The sequence below is a fragment of the Bacillus sp. MZGC1 genome (assembly GCF_002998605.1).
Classification (GTDB): domain Bacteria; phylum Bacillota; class Bacilli; order Bacillales; family Bacillaceae; genus Bacillus.
The window spans coordinates 108409-128766 of sequence record NZ_PVRE01000003.1 but is presented as its reverse complement, the minus strand read 5'-3'; the positions used below and the strand labels follow the sequence as shown (position 1 = coordinate 128766).

Genomic DNA, 20358 nt, shown 5'->3' with positions numbered 1-20358 from the left:
CTAGTTCAAATAAATGGAAAAATTTTAAAAAATAGGACAAACGGTCGTTTCTTTTTGTCTGAAAATGTAGTTAAATGACAAAAAGATGAAAGGGAGAGTGAGTATTGTGAACGTCAAGTCAATTGGAGCAAGGCTTTGTATGGCAAGTATGATGCTGGCATCGGTCACGTTCGGCGCCTCACATATTTCTGCAAAGGAGCAAGCAAAAAAAGAGTACATGATCGGCTTTTCTTCTTCCGTTCAAGATCATACACAAAAACAGCTTGTCGAAGAAGCTGGTGGGCATGTAAAAGAATCCATAGAGCAAATAGATATGATGAAAGTTTCCTTGAATGAGGCATCGAAAGAGAAACTGAATCAGGCAAAAGAAGTGACCTTCATTGAGGAGGACCAAAAGGCAAAAACAAGCGGTCAAACGATCCCATATGGCATCAAAAGCATCAAAGCACAAAAGGTACATAAACGGGGATACGCCGGACAGAATGTCAAAGTAGCCGTTCTTGACAGCGGCATCGATGGCAAACATGAAGATTTACATGTCACCGGCGGAGTCAGCTTTGTTCCAACAAAGTCAGATCCGCTTGTTGACCCGCATGAACACGGAACGCATGTGGCAGGCACAATTGCAGCGTTAGATAATAAGGTAGGTGTCGTTGGTGTTGCGCCAAAGGCTTCTATCTATGCGGTCAAGGTGGCAGATGAAAATGGTGACGGCTACTATAGCTGGATCATTAAAGGAATTGAATGGGCCATTGAGAATGACATGGATGTCATCAATATTAGTATGGGAGGAGCAAGTGAATCTGAAGCGCTGAAAGAAGCGGTAGATCGAGCATACGACAAAGGGATTCTCATTGTGGCTTCTGCTGGGAATGCAGGAAGTTATGGCTCTCTCAACACGGTTGACTATCCAGCTAAGTACGCCTCAGTGATGGCGGTTGCCTCTGTTGACGAAAGAAAACAAAGAGCCTTTGATTCATCTGTCGGCGAAGAAGTGGAAGTCTCAGCACCGGGCGTTTCAACGCTCAGCACCATTCCTCATAATGAATATGGCTATAAGAGTGGAACATCCATGGCATCACCGCATGTAGCGGGCGCTGCGGCTGTCATTCTATCAAAACATCCGAATTTGACAAACGATGAAGTGCGCGAGAGACTTTCAAAAACGGCTGCAAAGCTTGGAGATCCTTTTTATTATGGTGCCGGGCTTGTGAACGTACAAAAAGCCGCCCGATAAATGATAAGAGAGAGCAGTGTTTAGGCTGCTTTCTCTTTTTTCTTTCAATAAAACTGTCATGTTTCGTAATCTCTCTCATAGAATCTAGTAACCTTTACTATTTGGGAGGAAGACGCATGCGGAAAAAGTCTTGGAAGGAACATCTTCTTCAGCACGTAAAAGACCATCTATCGATTTATTTGTTTGTCTCTGTACTCTTTTTAATGGGCGTGATCTTTGGGGCCATCATCGTTAATAGTATGACAATTAGTCAGAAAGAGGATTTATTCTATTATTTAAATCAATTTTTTGGTCAGCTGACGAATGAGAAAGCAGCAGAATCAAAAGAAATGTTTTTGCAAAGCTTTTTGCATCATATGAAATATTTAGGTCTTATGTGGATACTAGGAATATCTATCATTGGCCTGCCGCTCATCTTTCTCATGATCTTTTTAAAAGGAATTGTCGTTGGGTTTACAGTTGGTTTTCTAGTAAATCAAATGGGGCTGAGTGGTTTTTTCCTTTCGTTCGTATCGGTTCTTCCGCAAAACATATTGCTTATTCCAGCCTATTTAGTGATTGGTACATGTGCGATTGCGTTTTCCATCCGTCTCATTGGGCAGCTGTTCATGAAAAAAACCATCAGTCAAGCACCTGTTCAGTGGTTCGCCCGGTATGCATCTGTTTTGCTGATGATTTTAACGCTTGCTGCACTTTCGTCCTTTTTTGAATCTTACGTATCTTTCATGCTCATGAAAAAGCTGGCAGGTGTTCTTTTTTCATAATTTTATAATCGTTATTAAATAATAATCAATTTATTTATCAATTTAAAATGATTATAGTTGGCTCTCAGCACATCATTTGATATAATGATCAAGTAATGTGGCGTAGGAGGGAAAGTCAATGGAAAATCGGATTGATCGAATTAAGAAACAGCTTCATTCTTCCAGCTATAAGCTCACGCCACAGCGTGAAGCAACAGTAAGAGTACTGCTTGAGAATGAAGAAGACCATTTAAGTGCAGAAGATGTATACCTCCTCGTAAAAGAGAAGTCTCCTGAAATTGGTCTTGCTACTGTTTATCGAACGTTAGAATTGCTAACTGAACTGAAAGTTGTTGATAAAATTAACTTTGGAGACGGCGTTTCGCGATATGATCTTCGCAAAGAAGGAGCCGCTCACTTCCATCATCATCTTGTCTGCATGGAATGCGGGACAGTCGATGAGATAGAAGATGATTTATTAGAAGACGTTGAAGAGATTATTGAACGTGACTGGAAATTTAAAATTAAGGATCATAGATTGACATTCCATGGTATTTGCCACCGGTGTCATGATGATGAATCCGGCAAATAATCCGAATTGGAACCTTTTCATTTAAGATGAAGAGGTTTTTTGCATTTTCGCTGTATATTCCTTGTCCCACCTGGCATATGCTGAAGTAATGAGAAGCTTGAGAAAGGACATGAAAATCATGCGGAAATGGCTCAAAACAACAGGTGAAGTGATGAAAGTATTCATCTTGTTCACTGGTTTTACCGTCTTGTTCTATTATGCTATGATATGGATAAATTCAGAATATGAAAGCTACCATCGTTATGATAAACCAGAGGGTGCAGCAATTAAAGTGATGGAAATGGATCAGCCGAATCAAGACAACTGGCAAGACCGATTGATTTATTTTTATCAAAACGGGGAGTAGAAATCATTGAACGATCAATTATCCGACTTTATTCATTTTATGACAGTAGAGAGAGGACTCTCTGAAAATACCATTGTTTCTTATAAACGAGATTTACAGAACTACCTTTCTTTTTTAATGACACATGAGCAGCTGACGGATATCAAAGATGTCACGCGCCTGCATATCATTCATTATTTAAAGCAGCTAAAGGAGGAAGGGAAATCGAGCAAAACGTCAGTGCGGCATCTATCCTCGATCCGTTCCTTCCATCAATTTCTGCTCCGGGAAAAAGTGACAACAGATGATCCGTCGTGGAACATTGAAACGCAAAAAACAGAGCGGAAACTACCGAAAGTTCTATCACTAGGGGAAGTCGAAAAGCTGCTTGATACACCAAATCAGCACACTCCGTTTGACTACCGTGACAAAGCGATGCTCGAGCTCTTATATGCAACAGGCATTCGCGTCAGTGAAATGCTGGATCTGACTCTTGCTGATGTTCACCTCACAATGGGCTTTATCCGTTGTTTTGGAAAAGGAAGAAAAGAGCGGATTGTGCCAATTGGTGAAGCTGCTGCAAGTGCGATTGAAGAATATATCGAAAAGGGAAGAAGCAAGCTGTTAAAAAAACAGCCGGCAGATGCCTTATTTCTCAATCATCACGGAAAAAAAATGTCGCGGCAAGGTTTCTGGAAGAATTTGAAAAAAAGAACCATCGAAGCAGGGATTCAAAAGGAACTCACACCCCATACACTCAGGCATTCATTTGCAACACATCTGCTTGAAAACGGTGCAGACCTAAGAGCCGTGCAGGAGATGCTCGGACATGCCGATATCTCAACAACACAAATTTATACACATGTGACGAAAACAAGACTGAAAGATGTGTATCACAAATTCCATCCAAGGGCATAAGTAAAGCATGACACAGTGAACGTGTGTCATGCTTTTTCATGTTTGCACCGTTTATGGTTGTCAACCGGCTTGTAAACGGTTTATACTTGAGATGTCAGACCTCTCTTTTTGAAAGGTCAAAAGACAAGAATATTGAAGGAGGCGCTTTTTAATGCCTGATTATCAGTATAAACGCATTTTCCTCGTCGTAATGGATTCAGTAGGAATTGGGGAAGCACCCGATGCTTCTGAATTTAATGATGTAGGTGCAGATACACTAGGACATATTGCTGAAAAAATGAACGGGCTTCATATGCCGAATATGGCGAAGCTTGGGCTGAGCCATATTAAAGAAATCAAAGGAATTCCAGCGGATGAAAAACCGCTTGCGTATTATGGAAAAATGCAAGAAGCATCAAATGGTAAAGACACAATGACAGGACACTGGGAAATCATGGGTCTTTACATAGACACACCGTTCAAAGTCTTCCCAGACGGATTCCCAGATGAACTATTAAATGAACTAAAAGAAAAAACAGGCAGAGGCATTATTGGAAATAAACCTGCGTCTGGTACTGAAATTTTAGACGAGCTTGGCGAAGAGCACATGAAAACAGGCGATTTAATCGTCTATACATCTGCGGATTCTGTGCTGCAAATTGCTGCGCACGAAGAAGTGGTGCCTTTAGATGAACTTTACCGTATTTGTGAAATTGCACGTGAACTCACATTAGATGAAAAGTATATGGTTGGACGTATTATCGCTCGTCCGTTTGTCGGGGAGCCTGGCGCATTTGTCAGAACACCAAACCGCCATGACTATGCTTTAAAACCATTTGACCGTACAGTGATGAATGAGCTGAAAGATGATGGGCTCGATGTGATTGCAATCGGAAAAATCTCTGATATTTATGATGGCGAAGGAATCACATCTTCTCTTAGAACAAAATCGAACATGGATGGAGTGGACAAGCTGGTCGATACACTTAAAACAGACTTTACAGGACTCAGCTTTTTAAACCTTGTTGATTTTGACGCTCTTTACGGACATAGAAGAGATCCAGAGGGCTACGGAAAAGCATTAGAGGAATTTGACGCACGACTTCCTGAAGTGTTTGACCTGTTGAAAGAGGATGATCTCCTTGTGATCACAGCAGATCATGGAAATGACCCTGTTCATCACGGAACAGATCATACAAGAGAATACGTTCCGCTCATTGCTTACAGCAAAAAGCATCAGGGAGCAAATGAACTGCCAACAGCAAAAACCTTTGCTGATCTTGGAGCAACAGTTGCAGACAATTTCAAGTCAGCCATGCCAAAATACGGCACAAGCTTTTTATCTAAACTCAAATAGGGGGAAATCTCGTGGGAGCACAGTTTTCAGAAGCGGCGGCATACATTAAACAAGCATCGACAAACGTACCAACAGTTGGATTGATCTTAGGTTCAGGGCTTGGCATTTTAGCAGATGAGATTGAAAATCCAATCAAATTGAAATATGAAGATATTCCTGGATTCCCTGTTTCAACAGTAGAGGGTCATGCAGGACAGCTCGTCATCGGGACGCTGAAAGGCACTGTCGTATGTGCTATGCAAGGACGTTTTCACTTCTATGAAGGATATGATATGAAGCAAGTGACGTTTCCAGTCCGTGTGATGAAAGAAATTGGCATTGAGACATGCATTGTGACAAATGCAGCCGGCGGTGTGAATACATCCTTCCATCCAGGCGATCTCATGCTGATTACAGATCATATCAATATGATGGGGACCAATCCATTAATTGGACCAAATGACAGTCAAGGTGTTCGTTTCCCTGATATGTCTGCCCCATACGATAAAGATTTGCTGGCACTTGCAGAAGAAACAGCTCAGCGCTTAGGTATATCTGTACAGCATGGTGTTTATGCAGGGATGACAGGTCCTTCATATGAAACACCGGCTGAAGTTCGTTTCCTCAGAACACTTGGAGCAGATGCTGTAGGCATGTCAACTGTTCCAGAGGTGATTGTTGCGCGTCATGCAGGAATCAAAGTGCTTGGTATTTCATGCATTTCTAATGCGGCATCAGGTATTTTAGATCAGCCGCTGTCTCATGATGAAGTCATTGAAGTAACGGAAAAAGTGAAAGCGAGTTTCCTTGATTTAGTAAAAGATGTAGTCAAACAACTCTCATAGCATGTTTCAAGAAGCCTTCTGTTTTATCGACAGAAGGTTTTTTTATGGCAATCATACGATCTCTGAATAAAACAGCCTGTATGAGGAAAAAATAGAAAGGATTACGATAATGGAGGTCTGCCACTTGAAACGTCATATATGTGCATTGTTTATTTTAATGATCCTTATCTCAATGGTTTCACCATCAGCGATAGCAAAAGAAAAGATTGAAAAACCAGGAGAAAAACAAACATCAGAATTGGTGCACGAAGCCAAATCAGCGATCTTAATAGAACGTGACACGGGAAAAGTGCTTTACAACAAAAACAGCGATGAAAAGCTTGCACCCGCAAGTATGACCAAAATCATGACGATGCTTCTCATCATGGAAGCCATTGATCAAGGAAAACTGAAAATGACTGACAAGGTTAGAACAAGTGACTATGCAGCATCAATGGGAGGGTCACAAATCTTCCTTGAGCCTGGAGAAGAAATGACCGTGAAAGAAATGATGAAAGGCATTGCGATTGCGTCAGGAAATGATGCTTCAGTTGCCATGGCAGAGCATATTGCAGGGTCTGAAGAACAGTTTGTGGAGCAAATGAACAAAAAGGCAAAAGAACTCGGCCTCACCTCTACGGTCTTTCAAAACCCAACAGGACTTCCTGAAAAAGACCATTACAGTACAGCTCATGATATGGCAAAAATGGCAAAAGAGCTGTTGAAATATGAACAAATCACTAAATTCACAGGGGTCTACGAAGACTATCTCCGTCAAAACACGGATAAAAAATTCTGGCTTGTGAATACGAACCGATTGATTAAATTTTATCCAGGAGTCGATGGGTTGAAAACAGGTTTTACAGGCGAAGCCAAATACTGTTTAACTGCATCCGCTAAAAAAGGCAACATGCGCGTCATTGCAGTTGTCTTCGGCGCAAGTACACCGAAAGACAGAAACGCTCAAGTGGTCAAAATGTTAGACTATGCATTTAGTCAATACACCACTCACCCGCTTTACAAACGAGGACAAGATGTAGCGGAGATCAAGGTAAGCAAAGGGAAAAAGAAAAAAATTCAGCTTGTCACCTCTGAGCCAATCTCCCTTTTAACGAAAAAAGGCGAAAATGTGGATCAGATTAAAAAAGAAATCAAATTGTCTCAGGATGTCACGGCCCCATTCTCAAAAGGAACGGAACTAGGTACAATTGTCTTGAAAAAAGACGGAAAAGTGCTGCATGAAAGCCCTGTAGAAGCTAAAGAAGGAATGGAAAAAGCAGGCGTTTGGACTTTCTTGAAAAGAGCGATGGCGGAATTTGTGAAATGGAAATAAAATGTGAAAGGCTGCTGTAATTGGCAGTCTTTTTGCTATGAGTAAGAAGAAAAGAACATCTAAATGTGACGAATGGTCACTAGTTTTGTCATGGTGAAGGATTTACTTGATAAAAAAGAGAAACAATCTTTATCCGAAATTAGAGCAAGGAGGAATAAAAAGATGAGCCTTGAAATTGATTTTCAAGTAAAAGAGAGCGTACTTTGCATTCGGTTAACAGGAGAGCTTGATCATCACTCCGCAGAAACATTGAGACAAAAGGTGACGAATTATTTGGAAACAGAGGACATTCGCCACATCGTGCTGAATTTGGCTGATTTAACGTTTATGGACAGCTCAGGTCTCGGAGTGATTTTAGGAAGATATAAAGAAATTAAGCAGCTTGGCGGAGAAATGGTCGTCTGTGCTATCTCGCCAGCAGTGAACCGATTATTTGATATGTCTGGCTTATTTAAAATCATCCGTATGGAGCCTTCAGAGCAAACGGCATTGCAAACATTGGGGGTGGCATCATGAGGAATGAAATGAACCTGACCTTCTCTGCTTTAAGTCAAAATGAATCCTTTGCGAGGGTGACAGTCGCAGCGTTTATCGCCCAGCTTGATCCGACATTAGATGAATTAACAGAAATCAAAACCGTTGTGTCAGAGGCGGTGACAAACTCCATTATCCATGGCTATGATGGAAATCCAGATGGCAAGGTGCATATCCATGTCACACTTGATGACCATGTTGTGTACCTCACCATCCGTGACGAAGGCATGGGCATTACAGATCTTGAAGAAGCAAGACAGCCGCTATTCACCACAAAACCAGACTTAGAACGCTCTGGAATGGGCTTTACCATCATGGAGAATTTTATGGATGATGTCATGATAGACTCATCTCCAGAAATGGGCACGACCATCCGTTTAACAAAGCATCTATCAAAAAGCAAAGCGCTTTGTAATTAAAGGAGCTGCTCATATGGATGTGGAGGTAAAAAAGCAAGCAAAAAAAGCCCAGCTGTCAAATGATGAAGTCAAAGAGCTCATCAAAAAAAGCCAAGACGGTGATCAGCAAGCAAGAGACCTCCTCGTAGAAAAAAACATGCGTCTTGTTTGGTCCGTTGTTCAGCGCTTTTTAAATAGAGGATATGAACCAGATGATTTGTTTCAGATTGGCTGTATTGGACTGCTGAAATCTGTTGATAAATTTGATTTGTCATATGATGTGAAGTTTTCCACCTACGCTGTTCCAATGATCATTGGTGAAATCCAGCGATTCATTCGTGATGATGGAACAGTCAAAGTGAGCCGGTCACTAAAAGAACTTGGAAATAAAATTCGGCGGGCAAGAGATGAATTGTCTAAGTCTCACGGAAGAATGCCCACTGTCCAGGAAATTGCCGAATATCTTGATATCACACCAGAGGATGTCGTCCTCGCCCAAGAAGCGGTCCGCTCACCGACATCGATTCATGAAACCGTGTATGAAAATGACGGAGACCCGATTACATTGCTTGATCAAATTGCGGATCATTCAGAAGAAAGATGGTTTGATAAAATCGCTCTGAAAGAAGCGATCAAGGAATTAGAAGAACGAGAAAAACTCATTGTGTACTTAAGATATTATAAAGACCAAACACAATCTGAGGTAGCAGAGAGGCTCGGTATTTCACAAGTACAAGTCTCGCGGCTTGAAAAGAAAATTTTAAAACAAATCCAAATGCAAATGGATCAAAAAGACAGCTAGCCAATTAGGCTGGCTTTTTTTGTGTGGTAATTACCGGTAAATCAAGTTCTATCAGTATGAGAACCATTTTTCACCACATACTATTTTTAACCCATCGTATAGGAAGTGACTTGGATGGACGGACAAATCTTTCTTCGGCTGCGCCATCGAATCAAGACCGGTAATGATCAGCTTGTTTATTTAGAAGATATCGCCCAAATCACTGGTGATGAGTTTGTTGTGCAAAAGCTTAGCAAAATGCCGATATATCATGTCAGTAAAAAGGATCGTCACATCGCCGTTCTTGATATCATGCATGTGGTCAAAACGATCAAAAAAACATGGCCAGACATCGACATTCAAACCGTTGGAGGCGCTGAGGCCATTGTCGAAATTGATACAGGCAAACGCCAGCTTTCTCCCGTTTTATTTGTGTTTGTATGGCTCCTGTTATTTGTCGGAGCGGCGCTTGCCATTATGAATTTCCACGAGGATGTCAGTATGCGGCTCGTTCATATCCGCCTATATGAAATGATCACAGGAAAAACGGTTGAGCATCCTTATTTATTGCAAATTCCATATAGCTTCGGACTAGGCTTCGGCATGATTTTATTTTTCAATCATGTATTTAAAAAGCGTTTAAATGAAGAACCAAGTCCGCTTGAAGTGGAAATGTTTAAATATCAGCTCGATCTCGATCATTATGTCGCCCTCAAAGAAAATAAAGAGACAATGAAAGACATTCATGATCGGTAAGTGGCTTTTTGTCGTGCTTGTTGGACTTGGCGGCGGTTTAACGGTAGGAGCAGGGTTTGTGGCATTTCTCACAGTGCTGGGCATCATCCCTCGTTTAATGCAATTAACCAAAACGCAGCGCTTCATACAAGGGTACGAGGCGGCTGTCATCAGCGGGGCGGTCGTTGGCGGCTGGGCAACCTTAAGTCCAATACATTTGCATTTATCCAAATGGCTGGCACTTCCGATCGGTCTTTTAGCGGGCATCTTCGTCGGCATGCTTGCAGCTGCGCTGACTGAAGTATTAAATGTACTTCCTATATTAACGAAAAGAATTGGAATGGACGGGAAAATTGTTTTGCTTCTCATGGCCATTGTCTTAGGAAAGGTATTTGGTTCACTATTTCATTGGCTAATTTATATTTAAGAATTTGGAGGGAACAACACGTGTCGAGTTTAAAAGAGAACTATCCATCTAAGGTGAAAACGTATCAGCCTAAACCTCCTTATGTCCTCAACTGCATCAAGGCTTTTCTTGTTGGTGGATTGATCTGTGCCATAGGCGAGGGGCTGCAAAATTTCTATATTCACTTTTTTGATTTTAATGAAAAGACAGCAGGGAACCCAACCGTAGCGACCCTCATTTTAATTTCTTCTATATTAACTGGTATCGGTATTTACGATAGAATCGGCCAGTTTGCTGGAGCGGGATCCGCTGTCCCGGTGACAGGGTTTGCAAACAGCATGACAAGTGCTGCTCTTGAACATAGAAGTGAAGGGCTTGTGTTAGGTGTAGCCACGAACATGTTTAAGCTTGCTGGGAACGTCATTGTTTTTGGTGTCGTCTCGGCATATGTCGTAGGGATCATTCGATACATCTTGGAAAAGGCGTTTTCGTAGGAGGAATGAAACGTGAAACTAACAGGTAAACAATCTTGGGTATTTGAGCACAAGCTTTATGTCAATGCAGAAGGAACAGCTGCAGGACCGAAAGAAAAAGAAGGCCCGATCGGTCATCTTATTGATAAAACATACGACGAAATGCATTGTTATCAAAAGAACTGGGAAATGGCTGAAAGGCAGCTCATGGATGATGCGATATCAACCGCTTTATCAAAAGCAAATTTGCAAAAAAGCGATGTTGATCTTTTGCTGGCAGGAGACTTACTGAATCAAAACGTCACAGCAAACTATGTGGCAAGAGAACTTAAAATCCCGTTTCTTTGTTTATTTGGAGCATGCTCCACATCAATGGAATCGGTCGCCATTGCTTCGGCATTAGTAGATGGTGGTTTTGCAAAAAGAGCCATTGCTGCGACAAGCAGTCATAATGCGACGGCAGAACGCCAATTTCGTAATCCGACAGAATACGGCGGACAAAAACCAGATACAGCGACAAGTACAGTGACTGGGAGCGGGGCCGTTATTATCAGCCAAGAGCCCTCCCAAATTCAAATTACAAGCGCAACCGTGGGACGAGTTATGGATCTTGGGATTACAGATCCATTTGACATGGGGTCCGCAATGGCACCGGCAGCAGCAGATACCATCAAGCAGCATTTAGAAGATCTAGAGAGAACGGTTGACGATTACGATCTTATTTTAACAGGTGATCTATCTGGCATTGGCTCACCGATCTTAAAGGATCTGCTCAAAGAAGACGGCATTCAGCTCGGCCGAAAGCACGATGATTGCGGATTAATCATCTATACACCCGATCAAAACGTGTTCGCTGGAGGCAGCGGCTGTGCTTGTTCAGCTATTGTGACATTCAGTCACATCTTTCAAGAAATGAAGGCAGGGAATTTGCAAAGAGTACTGGTTGTCGCAACCGGGGCACTTCTCAGCCCGACGATGGTCCAGCAAAAAGAGACCATTCCAACCATTGCGCACGGTGTCGTATTTGAGCGTGCAGGAGGAGAGAGCTAATGGATTATCTTATCGCTTTTGTTGCAGGCGGACTTATTTGCGTCATTGGCCAGCTTTTACTAGACGTACTCAAACTTACGCCTGCACATGTCATGACCACCTTTGTTGTGGCGGGTACCATCTTAGACGGATTCGGTATTTATGATAAATTTATTGAATTTGCAGGTGCGGGCGCAACCGTACCAATCGTTAGCTTTGGTCATAGCTTGCTTCATGGGGCGATGCATCAGGCAGATGTACACGGGTTCATCGGAATCGGGATCGGTATTTTTGAATTAACTTCTGCTGGAATTTCAGCTGCGATTTTATTCTCATTTATTATCGCTCTTATCTTTAAACCGAAAGGATAACCTAATATGGGGCAAAGACGGAAAGTCATTTTAGTGACAGACGGAGATATATATGCTGCCAAAACCATTGAGCTTGCTGCTAACAAAGTCGGTGGACGATGTATTTCCAGCTCAAAAGGAAATCCAAGCAAACGGACAGGGCCTGAACTTGTACAGATGATTTTAAAAACGCCGTATGATCCAGTGTTTGTCATGTTTGATGATTCTGGCCTGACTGGTGAAGGAACAGGGGAGACGGCGATGAAACATGTTGCGCGTCACCCTGAAATTGAAGTCATTGGGGCGATCGCCGTTGCATCCAAAACGCATCAAGCTGAATGGACAAAAGTTCATGTTTCCATTGACCGGGAGGGTGAACTGACAGAATACGGTGTCGACAAGCATGGTCTTCCTGAAATGGAGCCTCATAAAATGAGCGGGGATACAGTGTATTGTCTTGACTCGCTCCATCTTCCGTTTGTTGTTGGGATTGGAGATATTGGCAAAATGGGACGTAAAGATGATCTGAGCAAGGGATCTCCGATCACAATGAAAGCAGTTGAATTAATTTTAGAAAGGAGTGGTTTCCATGAAGAAAGACAAGGTAAACGTGTACCGAGACCCGAAGAAAAATGAAGATTACTTCAAGGAAAATGTCGGAATGGGTCTCAGCTTTGACCTTGGCGTGCGGAAAATTTATATACACGATCAGGAAATCCAACTTTACTATGTAAACGGACTGTGTGATACACAGTATGTCATCTACTTATTAAAAGAGCTAATTGAAATCAATGACAACGAACCTGAATCAGATGATCTGGCACGTGTGGTCGAGAACCGTCTAGTCAATCAGCAGGTTTCAAAGGTTGAAACGCTCGATGAAGCGGTAGACCAAGTACTGTCGGGGCTTGTGGCAGTTGTAGTAGAAGGTGAAAACTACGCATTTATCATTGATGTCAGAAGCTATCCTGGCAGAATGCCAGAGGAGCCGGATACAGAAAAGGTTGTCCGGGGCGCAAGAGACGGCTTTGTTGAAAACATTATTGTCAATACAGCGCTCATACGAAGACGGGTGCGAGATGAAAAACTGAGATACAAAATGCTCAAAGTAGGCGAACGTTCGAAAGCGGATGTATGTGTTTGCTACATTGAAGATATTGCGGACCCAGATCTTGTCGATATTATAGAGAAAGAAGTATCAGGAATCAAAGTCGATGGGCTGACGATGTCTGATAAAACGATTGAAGAATTCATTATTAAACAAGGATACAATCCCTTTCCCCTTGTACGCTACACCGAGCGTCCAGATGTCGCCGCTAACCATATACTAGAAGGTCATGTCATCATCATTACGGATACATCTCCTAGTGTCATCATTACGCCAACCACCATTTTTCACCACGTTCAGCACGCAGAAGAATACCGCCAGGCACCTGCAGTTGGTACGTTCCTAAGATGGGTACGCTTTTTAGGCATTTTATGTTCAACGTTTCTTTTACCAATTTGGTTTCTGTTTATCCTCGAACCAAGTCTTCTGCCGGATCATTTAAGCTATATTGGCTTTAATAAACCTTCTCATATCCCGGTCATATTACAAGTATTCCTTGCTGATTTTGGGGTGGAATTTTTAAGGATGGCAGCGATTCATACGCCAACCGCTTTGTCGACCGCTATGGGGCTGATTGCGGCTGTTTTAATTGGACAAATCGCCATTGATGTCGGTTTATTTACGCCAGAGGTCATCTTATACGTCTCACTAGCGGCTATCGGGACATTTACAACGCCAAGCTATGAGCTGAGTGTCGCCAATAAGATTGTACGACTCATCATACTAGCACTCGTGGCGATCTTTAAGCTGAATGGACTCATCATTGGTTTTACGTTGTTAATCATATATTTAACATCCATACGTTCATTGCAGACGCCTTATATGTGGCCGTTTCTTCCTTTTAATGGGAAAGCTTTATGGCAAGTGTTAATTCGGACGTCTGTTCCTGGCTCAAAAGTAAGGCCAAGCATCGTTCACCCTCAAAACAGATCAAAAATTCCGCCAAATTCTTAACGCTCATTGAAAGTGGCTGAAGATTGTGATATTGTATTTTTAACTTTGAGAAACGGCAAAAGGCAGCTCACGCAGCTGCCTTTTTTCAGCCGAGGCGGAGAAAGAGGGAATGACATTGTATTTACACGGCACTTGCAGACAAAATGAACTCGGTCATTTAGAAATTGGTGGTGTTGATGCCGTTTCTTTAGCTGAAACGTATGGGACACCACTTTATGTATATGATGTGGCTTTAATACGGGAGCGTGCAAAAAGCTTTCAAAAAGCATTTATAGAAGAAGAGTTAACAGCGCAGGTAGCATATGCGAGTAAAGCATTTTCCTCCATCGCCATGTTTCAGCTTGCCAAGGAAGAAGGATTATCTCTTGATGTCGTATCAGGAGGGGAGCTTCACACAGCCATTTGCGCCGGGTTTCCGGTAGAAAAAATTCATTTCCATGGCAACAATAAAAGCAGGGAAGAATTGAAAATGGCGTTAGAGCACGAGATCGGCTGTATTGTCGTAGATAATTTCTACGAAATGAAGCTCATTGAAGAGCTTGGTCAAGAGCTGTCAAAACAGGTGAAAGTGCTGCTCCGTATTACACCAGGTGTCGAAGCGCATACACATGATTACATTACAACAGGCCAAGAGGATTCCAAATTTGGCTTTGACCTTCACAATGGACAAGCAGATGAAGCGGTGAAACAAGTGCTTGGATCAGAAGTGATCGAGCTTTTAGGCGTTCATTGCCATATCGGTTCACAAATTTTTGATACGGCTGGTTTTGTCCTTGCAGCAGATAAAATCTTTTTGAAGCTAGATGAATGGAGAGAATCATTTGGTTTTATTTCGACCGTGTTAAACTTAGGCGGCGGCTTTGGTATCCGTTATACAGAAGAAGATGAACCACTTCCTGCGACAGAATACGTCGAGAAAATTATCCAAGCTGTAAAAGAGAACGTAGCCCGCTATGAGTTTGATATGCCGGAAATTTGGATTGAGCCAGGCCGCTCTCTCGTTGGAGATGCAGGGACAACGCTTTATACGATCGGCTCATCAAAACATGTACCTGGCATTCGCGATTATGTTGCGGTAGATGGGGGAATGAGTGACAACATTCGTCCAGCTTTATATCAAGCGAAATATGAAGCGGCAAGTGCCAACAAAATGAGCCAAACGCATGATCAAACGGTTTCCATTGCAGGGAAATGCTGTGAAAGCGGAGATATGCTCATTTGGGATATCGATTTGCCAGAGTTATCACAAGGAGATTTATTAGCTGTCTTTTGTACCGGAGCTTACGGCTACAGTATGTCAAACAACTATAACCGCATCCCGCGCCCGGCTGTTGTATTTGTAGAAGACGGGGAAGCGCAGCTTGTCGTTGAACGCGAAACATATGCCGATATTGTCAAACTTGATTTACCGTATCAATCAAAAGTGAAATCATCTACGTAAAAAAGCTGCCTGATGTACAGGCAGCTTTTTATGATGACTTATTTTCCTCCAGTAAATACAGAGACGATTGCGTTCCAAATGGAGACAAAGAAATCCCAAATCTTTTGAAGAAGGTTTTTCCCTTCATCTGATTCTATGAATTTCGTAATCTTGTCTTTTGCTTTATCGATTTGAGATCCTACTTGGCTCCAATCGATATTGATGTTCTTCATTTTATCGAATAGTGAAACAAGCTGATCCTTTTGATCTTGCGTTAGATTTAAGTTTAAATCAGAAGCAGCCTGATCCACTTTTTCTTCTACTTCTTTTGTTGTTTTAGGGACACCATTTTTCGCAATGTCATCCTTGATTTTTGCAATAAGGGCAGAAGCATTGTCTTTCCCGATGGAGTCACCCAATTTAGAAGTTGTCACAAGCTCTTCGTTTGCTACCTGTTTCACATCTTCTGGAATGGCTTTGTCGCTTGACACTTCATAGGCTTTTAATAGACCCGTCAGTGCGGCTGTACCAGAAACTTCAAACGGCGCAGTCACGACAACCTTGGCATCCTTGACACCGGCTGTCATTAAAGCATTTAAATACATCTCATCTGTAATGGTCTTGATGTTATGTGTATCCACAGTCAGACCAGTACCTGATTTTTCAATGGTGATAGATGAAGATGATAATGCTCTCGTCCCGATAGAAGAACGAGGGATATACTTTCCTAAATATTCATGCTCTTCTTTATTGGTTACTTCAATTTTTGTCGCATTTTCAGGTGGATTCAACTCGTCAAGCACCTTCTGGCGATCAGCCGGAGTTAAGTCTTGCCCAAGTGTGACGATGACATCGCCGACAGCTGCATCCGCTAAGCTGACTTTTGGCGCACCAATTAGGAAAAGGAGCGCTGCCATCATACCAAGCATTGATTTTTTAAACATGTTGACCTCCTTCAAGTCGAAAGGGTTCCTCTTTCAAGAGAAACTCATCTTTTGAGCACACGTAAAGAAATGCACTCCATCATATAGACGTAACAAATCGATTCGACGTTTCAATTTTCTTTTTAAGATGTTTTCCTTTTCCAATATAATGAAGACATGTTGCACAGTCTGTCATCAATTTAATAGGAAAAAAGGATCAAGCTCTTCTATTGTATCAATCCTAAGAAAAGAGGTAAATCACAATCAAAGAGCAGGGGATGTTTAACATCACCGAAAATGTGCTATAATGAGCGTTGTTTAACCTGAAAGGAGAATGTGAAAAATGGCGAAAAAAGGATACATACAACTAACGAATGGTAAGAAAATTGAGTTTGAACTATACCCAGAGGCTGCTCCAGGTACAGTAGCAAACTTTGAAAAATTAGCGAATGAAGGCTTCTACGATGGATTGAAATTCCACCGCGTCATCCCAGGCTTCGTAAGCCAAGGCGGCGATCCAAACGGTAATGGAACTGGTGGTCCTGGTTACACAATTAAATGTGAAACAGAAGGGAATCCACATCAACACGAAAGAGGTTCATTATCAATGGCGCATGCTGGTAAAGATACAGGCGGCAGCCAATTCTTTATCGTACATGACCCTCAGCCGCATTTAAACGGTGTTCACACTGTTTTTGGCAAAGTAACATCTGGTATCGAGGCTGTTCTAGATATGGAACAAGGCCAAGGTATGGAAAAAGTCGAAGTTGTCGATGCTTAATCCAAAACACCGCTTAATCGCGGTGTTTTTTTATGTTAAATCTGATTTTACGGTTATTTGTTCCGTGAGGCGGTAGGTGATGATCCAATACAAAAGGGCAATGGCACTGACAGAGGCACCAAATAAACATACCCCGATCCAGCCATCGTTTGCGTAGATGCTGGTTGAAACAATAGAACCAGTCGCACTGCCGATGGAGTAAAAAATCATATAAGCAGCAGTAAGCCGGCTTCTCGCCTCAGGCCGCACAGTGAAAATCATACTCTGATTGGTCACGTGTACGGCCTGCACAGATAGGTCAAGAATGATAATACCAATGACTAATGCAATAAGTGAATGCTTAACCAAACCGATGAAAAACCATGAAACGAGCAATAGGACAAGGGCAATGCAGGTTGTGAACTGTCCTAAACCTCGATCAGCAAGACTCCCAGCCCGAGCAGCACCTAATGCTCCGGCTACTCCAGCAAGGCCAAATGCGCCAATAGCAGTATGTGAAAGAGAGAATGGCGTGGTACTGAGGGGAAGCACGAGCGAAGTCCATAACGTACCAAACACAATAAAAATAAGAAGAGCCAGAATTCCACGGATGCGCAGGATTCGTTCTTGTCTGAACAATGTAAACATTGAACGAAGCAGGTTTGCATAGGATAATGACTCTCTTTCGCTGTCATCACCCGGGAGAATTCGGAACAACACGCCAGTTATGATAAGCATCATAATGGCAGAAACTAGGTAGACTGACCTCCAGCCGGCGAGATCGGTTAGTACACCAGCAAACGTTCGTGCGAGAAGAATCCCGATCACGATTCCACTTTGCACCAAGCCAACAATACGACCGCGCTCTTCTGGAGCGGCCCAAGTCGCTGCGAACGCTACGAGTACTTGAGTGACCACAGCAAGCAGTCCGACCACAGCTAATCCTATAAAGAGGACGGTGACGATAGGAGCGATGCCGACTAGAATGAGAGACAACACGGATAAAAGCATCTGACCAATGATGAGCCGGCGTCTATTCAATAGATCACCAAGTGGTGCTATCAGTAGCAGTCCCAGCGCATAACAAAGCTGAGTAATCGTAATGACCATGCCAATGGATGAATAGGTGATACCAAACTCGGATGCGAGGGAGTCTAATAACGGTTGTGCAAAGTATATGTTTGCAACTGCCATCCCGCAGGCTATCGCAAACAGCAGTGCCATATAGCGAGTCATCGTTGATCTCGGTTTGATTGGTAAATGAGTCGTTTCCATATCAAGATGTTCAATGGAAGTGATTTTTTCTTTCACCATGCATTTCATCGTCTCCTTTTGTACTAAAAAGTATAATATACTGGTCGGTATATTATGATTCCTGTTAAGGATAACCAACAAAACGTTTTAAAGTCAAGACTTTGATACAGTTAATTGATGCTGATCTTGAGAGGGTAAGGCAATTTGACATTAGTACGTCAATAAAATAAAATTATAATGTACCGATTGGTAACCAAATAGAGAATAATATCAAGAAATAGATGGCTGACTTTGTGAAGAAATTTTATTGTTGAAATGAGGAATTGCTGATGGTTCGACAACGGGAATTTGATAAGGAAAAAGCGTTGGATGAGGCAATGGTGCTTTTTTGGGAAAAGGGGTATAGGGCCACTACATTAAGCGATTTGACTGCAAAAATGGGAATACAGCGGCCAAGCTTATACTCAGCTTTTGGAGATAAAGAGGAATTATTTGAGGCCGCATTACGCAAATATACAAAGCAGCATGCTGGCCATATTCGAACAAAACTTCAAAGCAATCTTTCTGCAAAGGAAGCATTTCATGCATTATTTGCAGATTTAGTAGAAGAGGAATATAGAGATGGTCCGAGTAAAGGATGTTTTTGCATCAATACAATAGTGGAACTTGCGCCACACGAAGAGAAATTTGAAATTCTTACAAGAGAGCATCAGATGTATCTTTCGGTCATTTTTGAAGAAAGGATTGTTCAAGGTATTCGCTCGGGTGAGCTCGAAAGCAGTCTGAATGCTAAAGCTTTAGCACAGACACTGGTCGTTTCTTTCATTGGACTTACCGTCCTCATGAAATCTCGTCCAGAGCGTTCATTTGTAGATCATTCTGTAGCGACGATACTTTCCATATTGAAATAAACAGTCTACGTGGAAAACAGTCAATATAGGGAAAGCGTATTTTGATCAAGCTATCAAAACACGCTTTTTCTTTTAGGACAGTTATGGACAGAACTCGATTTTGTGATATGATAAGAGAACAAATATTCGCATTTGTGGGTGTCGCCACATTCAACTGAAAAACAGATGTCAATGCAAATTAAAAAAGCGTGTTTCATGCTGAAAGAAAGCAGGAGATAATTTGAAACCATTAACAAAAGAAGAAAAAAATCAAATGATGATTGCCATTCAGCGTTACTTTGCCGAAGAACGAGAAGAAGAGATTGGTGAATTAGCAGCCATTAATATACTAGAATTTATCACAAAAAATCTTGGAAGTTACTATTATAATCAAGGGGTTCGTGACAGCCGGAACATTGCTGTTCAGAGATCGCAATTGTTAGAGGAAGATCTATTCGCACTCGAAAAAAGATGATCATCAATGGTGTGCGCCCTACTAACGGATAAAGAGGAAAGAGACCCCCTTAATAAAGAACGCATATTCGTATCATATGTAATGATGAAAAGGTGGAACCAAAGGTCCAACTCAATCGTTATATAAGTAACCATTAATGGAAATCAGCTTTTTTGGTTTTATTTCATCAAAAGAAGGAATAAAACATACAAATAGGCGAAGTGCAGATGATGGAGGTTCTAAATATGGGGAAAATTAAATTGAAAATTGCCGTCTTATTTGTTTTACTGCTTTGTTTAGGCGCAGGTTATTTATACATGAATGGCATGAAAATTGAAGATGTGCCAACAGCCATTGGTGAAAGCTTAACAAATAATGATAAAGATTATACCATCTATGAATATACCATTACGAAAATTGATGGAGATGAATATTACGGTCAAGCAAAAAACGGCACAAAAATCATTTTTAATGGAAAGAAATTCGAAGATGATGTGGCCGACTTGAAGAAAGGCGATCGTATTAAAGCCTACTTTAGTAATGAAAAAAGAATAGATGGACTTATAAAAGTAGTAAAAGTCGTTAATTAACAAGTCTCCTTT

The 20358-nt window shown here is 41.8% G+C and carries 25 protein-coding genes; 23 read left to right on the top strand and 2 right to left on the bottom strand.

All coding sequences use genetic code 11. The features are described from left to right. Positions 1–106: 106 nt before the first annotated feature. From C6Y06_RS10025 to lysA, 19 genes are all read left to right on the top strand, one after another. On the top strand, positions 107–1237 hold the full coding sequence (locus tag C6Y06_RS10025; protein WP_081311399.1) for a S8 family peptidase: 1131 nt from the start codon (positions 107–109) through the stop codon (positions 1235–1237). Positions 1238–1353: 116 nt separating this feature from the next. Beyond that, positions 1354–2001 (top strand): stage II sporulation protein M, encoded by a 648-nt coding sequence (gene spoIIM, locus C6Y06_RS10020; protein ID WP_060596772.1) that lies wholly within the window; start codon positions 1354–1356, stop codon positions 1999–2001. Between the two features lie 118 nt (positions 2002–2119). Then, a complete protein-coding gene (gene fur / locus C6Y06_RS10015) occupies positions 2120–2572 on the top strand; it encodes a ferric iron uptake transcriptional regulator (protein ID WP_003215577.1) in 453 nt (150 codons plus the stop codon). A 118-nt stretch (positions 2573–2690) separates the two neighbouring features. Further along, complete coding sequence (locus tag C6Y06_RS10010; RefSeq protein ID WP_003215798.1) at positions 2691–2918, top strand: YqzK family protein; 228 nt, start codon at positions 2691–2693, stop codon at positions 2916–2918. A gap of 6 nt (positions 2919–2924) precedes the next feature. Then, positions 2925–3815, top strand: a complete 891-nt coding sequence (gene xerD, locus C6Y06_RS10005; protein ID WP_060596771.1) for a site-specific tyrosine recombinase XerD — start codon at positions 2925–2927, stop codon at positions 3813–3815. A gap of 151 nt (positions 3816–3966) precedes the next feature. Further along, positions 3967–5151 carry a phosphopentomutase gene (gene deoB, locus C6Y06_RS10000; protein WP_106036837.1) on the top strand — a complete coding sequence of 395 codons (1185 nt, stop codon included), beginning with the start codon at positions 3967–3969 and terminating at the stop codon, positions 5149–5151. An 11-nt stretch (positions 5152–5162) separates the two neighbouring features. Next, a complete protein-coding gene (locus C6Y06_RS09995; RefSeq protein ID WP_034661149.1) occupies positions 5163–5975 on the top strand; it encodes a purine-nucleoside phosphorylase in 813 nt (270 codons plus the stop codon). A gap of 157 nt (positions 5976–6132) precedes the next feature. After that, the gene (locus C6Y06_RS09990) at positions 6133–7287 is read left to right on the top strand and encodes a D-alanyl-D-alanine carboxypeptidase family protein (RefSeq protein WP_374955737.1); all 1155 of its coding nucleotides are present in this window, start codon (positions 6133–6135) and stop codon (positions 7285–7287) included. Positions 7288–7449: 162 nt separating this feature from the next. Then, positions 7450–7803, top strand: coding sequence for an anti-sigma F factor antagonist (gene spoIIAA, locus C6Y06_RS09985; RefSeq protein ID WP_034661146.1), 354 nt, complete (start codon positions 7450–7452; stop codon positions 7801–7803). After that, positions 7800–8240: an anti-sigma F factor gene (gene spoIIAB / locus C6Y06_RS09980; protein WP_034661145.1), complete on the top strand. Its 441-nt coding sequence runs from the start codon at positions 7800–7802 to the stop codon at positions 8238–8240. The genes spoIIAA and spoIIAB overlap by 4 nt, the downstream gene beginning before the upstream one ends. 13 nt (positions 8241–8253) lie before the next feature. Further along, positions 8254–9021 (top strand): RNA polymerase sporulation sigma factor SigF, encoded by a 768-nt coding sequence (sigF, locus tag C6Y06_RS09975; RefSeq protein WP_060596768.1) that lies wholly within the window; start codon positions 8254–8256, stop codon positions 9019–9021. A gap of 114 nt (positions 9022–9135) precedes the next feature. Continuing rightward, positions 9136–9756: a stage V sporulation protein AA gene (locus C6Y06_RS09970; RefSeq protein ID WP_106036836.1), complete on the top strand. Its 621-nt coding sequence runs from the start codon at positions 9136–9138 to the stop codon at positions 9754–9756. After that, positions 9746–10162, top strand: coding sequence for a stage V sporulation protein AB (locus C6Y06_RS09965; protein WP_034661142.1), 417 nt, complete (start codon positions 9746–9748; stop codon positions 10160–10162). Before C6Y06_RS09970 ends, C6Y06_RS09965 begins: the two co-directional genes overlap by 11 nt. Before the next feature lie 20 nt (positions 10163–10182). After that, positions 10183–10635, top strand: a complete 453-nt coding sequence (gene spoVAC / locus C6Y06_RS09960; RefSeq protein ID WP_034661140.1) for a stage V sporulation protein AC — start codon at positions 10183–10185, stop codon at positions 10633–10635. A 12-nt stretch (positions 10636–10647) separates the two neighbouring features. Continuing rightward, on the top strand, positions 10648–11664 hold the full coding sequence (spoVAD, locus tag C6Y06_RS09955) for a stage V sporulation protein AD (protein WP_060596766.1): 1017 nt from the start codon (positions 10648–10650) through the stop codon (positions 11662–11664). After that, a complete protein-coding gene (gene spoVAE, locus C6Y06_RS09950) occupies positions 11664–12014 on the top strand; it encodes a stage V sporulation protein AE (RefSeq protein WP_007501045.1) in 351 nt (116 codons plus the stop codon). Before spoVAD ends, spoVAE begins: the two co-directional genes overlap by 1 nt. 6 nt (positions 12015–12020) lie before the next feature. Beyond that, the gene (spoVAEA, locus tag C6Y06_RS09945; protein ID WP_106036835.1) at positions 12021–12629 is read left to right on the top strand and encodes a stage V sporulation protein SpoVABEA; all 609 of its coding nucleotides are present in this window, start codon (positions 12021–12023) and stop codon (positions 12627–12629) included. Continuing rightward, a complete protein-coding gene (locus C6Y06_RS09940) occupies positions 12583–14055 on the top strand; it encodes a spore germination protein (RefSeq protein ID WP_034661136.1) in 1473 nt (490 codons plus the stop codon). Before spoVAEA ends, C6Y06_RS09940 begins: the two co-directional genes overlap by 47 nt. A 115-nt stretch (positions 14056–14170) precedes the next feature. Beyond that, positions 14171–15496, top strand: a complete 1326-nt coding sequence (gene lysA / locus C6Y06_RS09935) for a diaminopimelate decarboxylase (RefSeq protein ID WP_060596764.1) — start codon at positions 14171–14173, stop codon at positions 15494–15496. Between the two features lie 38 nt (positions 15497–15534). Here the strand turns inward: lysA and C6Y06_RS09930 are convergent, their stop codons facing one another. Beyond that, positions 15535–16419 (bottom strand): DUF1002 domain-containing protein, encoded by an 885-nt coding sequence (locus C6Y06_RS09930; RefSeq protein WP_034661133.1) that lies wholly within the window; start codon positions 16417–16419, stop codon positions 15535–15537. Between the two features lie 322 nt (positions 16420–16741). Between C6Y06_RS09930 and C6Y06_RS09925 the strand changes: the two genes are divergently transcribed. Continuing rightward, complete coding sequence (locus C6Y06_RS09925) at positions 16742–17179, top strand: peptidylprolyl isomerase (protein WP_008359679.1); 438 nt, start codon at positions 16742–16744, stop codon at positions 17177–17179. Positions 17180–17209: 30 nt separating this feature from the next. On the opposite strand, the gene C6Y06_RS09920 is transcribed toward C6Y06_RS09925, so the two are convergent. After that, a complete protein-coding gene (locus tag C6Y06_RS09920; RefSeq protein WP_106036834.1) occupies positions 17210–18472 on the bottom strand; it encodes an MFS transporter in 1263 nt (420 codons plus the stop codon). Positions 18473–18741: 269 nt separating this feature from the next. Between C6Y06_RS09920 and C6Y06_RS09915 the strand changes: the two genes are divergently transcribed. From C6Y06_RS09915 to C6Y06_RS09900, 3 genes are all read left to right on the top strand, one after another. Beyond that, the gene (locus C6Y06_RS09915; protein ID WP_034661130.1) at positions 18742–19323 is read left to right on the top strand and encodes a TetR/AcrR family transcriptional regulator; all 582 of its coding nucleotides are present in this window, start codon (positions 18742–18744) and stop codon (positions 19321–19323) included. 220 nt (positions 19324–19543) lie between these two features. After that, positions 19544–19777: a DUF2164 domain-containing protein gene (locus C6Y06_RS09905; RefSeq protein WP_003215556.1), complete on the top strand. Its 234-nt coding sequence runs from the start codon at positions 19544–19546 to the stop codon at positions 19775–19777. Between the two features lie 224 nt (positions 19778–20001). Beyond that, positions 20002–20346 carry a hypothetical protein gene (locus tag C6Y06_RS09900; RefSeq protein ID WP_034318777.1) on the top strand — a complete coding sequence of 115 codons (345 nt, stop codon included), beginning with the start codon at positions 20002–20004 and terminating at the stop codon, positions 20344–20346. Positions 20347–20358: the final 12 nt, after the last annotated feature.